Here is a 1,050-nt window from a genome sequence, read left to right on the forward strand (position 1 = left end):
GAAACTTTAGGGTTACAACCCCATCGTGATCGTTTATGTGTTGTTCAGCTTTCTTCTGGAGATGGTACTGCCGATATTATACAAATTGCTAAAGGACAAAAGAGTGCACCTAATTTGGTCAAGCTTCTTGGAGATAACGCAGTCATCAAAATATTCCATTTTGGGCGTTTTGATCTTGCGATTTTAGCGCATACATTTGGTGTTATGCCAGAGGCTATTTTTTGTACAAAGATTGCTTCGAAACTCACGCGTACTTATACGGATCGTCATGGCTTGAAAGAAATTTGTAATGAATTGCTGAATGTGAATATTTCTAAACAGCAACAATCTTCGGATTGGGCGGCAGAAACGTTATCACAGGCACAAATTGAATATGCTGCGTCGGATGTGTTATATTTGCATCGTTTAAAGGTTATATTTGAAGAACGTTTAAGACGTGAAGAGCGAGAAAATGTTGCCAAGGCATGCTTTCAATTTTTGCCTATGAGAGCTAGGCTTGATCTTTTAGGATGGGCGGAAGTTGATATTTTTGCGCATAGCTAACTTTAAAATTGGCTTTTAATGGAGTTAATTATTGATGTGAGAGGATGAAATGCTTGTACATTATGGGCATTTTATCCTCTCATCTTTTCTGATAAGAGTTATAATAAATTCTTAAGTGCTATTTCATTTGAAGTTTAGGTAATCAAAGTACTTTTGCGAATTCATATTTTTTACTTTTGTAACAGCTTTTATTTGAAAAAAGCAATTTTGAGGAGAGTTTTGAAACATATGGTAGGTTCGAAGACCTAAATCTCTGAAACCAGTACACAGCCTAATTGGGAAAAAATATGAAGGCGTAAATATAAAAACCAAATCTTATCTTTACCATCATTTTTAATTCTGCTTTACGACTTTCAAAAGTATCTAAAGCAATGTCTGTTAAATAATAGAGATTACGCATTGCCTCACGCTTTTGTTTCTCACGTTTTTAATGGATTTACGTTCTTCATGTAAAACAGAACGCCCTAAACGGAATATATTTGTGTTGCTAATTCATGTGCTTTTTTT

1 protein-coding gene and 1 pseudogene are annotated in these 1,050 nt (G+C 34.8%); one reads left to right on the top strand and one right to left on the bottom strand.

The window, feature by feature from the left end:
* Positions 1–543 (top strand): ribonuclease D (locus tag ACFIKE_RS11235; protein WP_375650020.1); only part of this gene is annotated, 543 nt, incomplete at its 5' end.
* 248 nt (positions 544–791) lie between these two features.
* Here ACFIKE_RS11235 and ACFIKE_RS11240 read toward each other — a convergent pair.
* Positions 792–1,035 (bottom strand): annotated as a pseudogene (locus ACFIKE_RS11240) (hypothetical protein); the annotation flags it as partial.
* Positions 1,036–1,050: the final 15 nt, after the last annotated feature.

It is taken from the genome of Bartonella sp. MU70NMGDW, from assembly GCF_042194085.1.
Lineage (GTDB): Bacteria > Pseudomonadota > Alphaproteobacteria > Rhizobiales > Rhizobiaceae > Bartonella > Bartonella grahamii.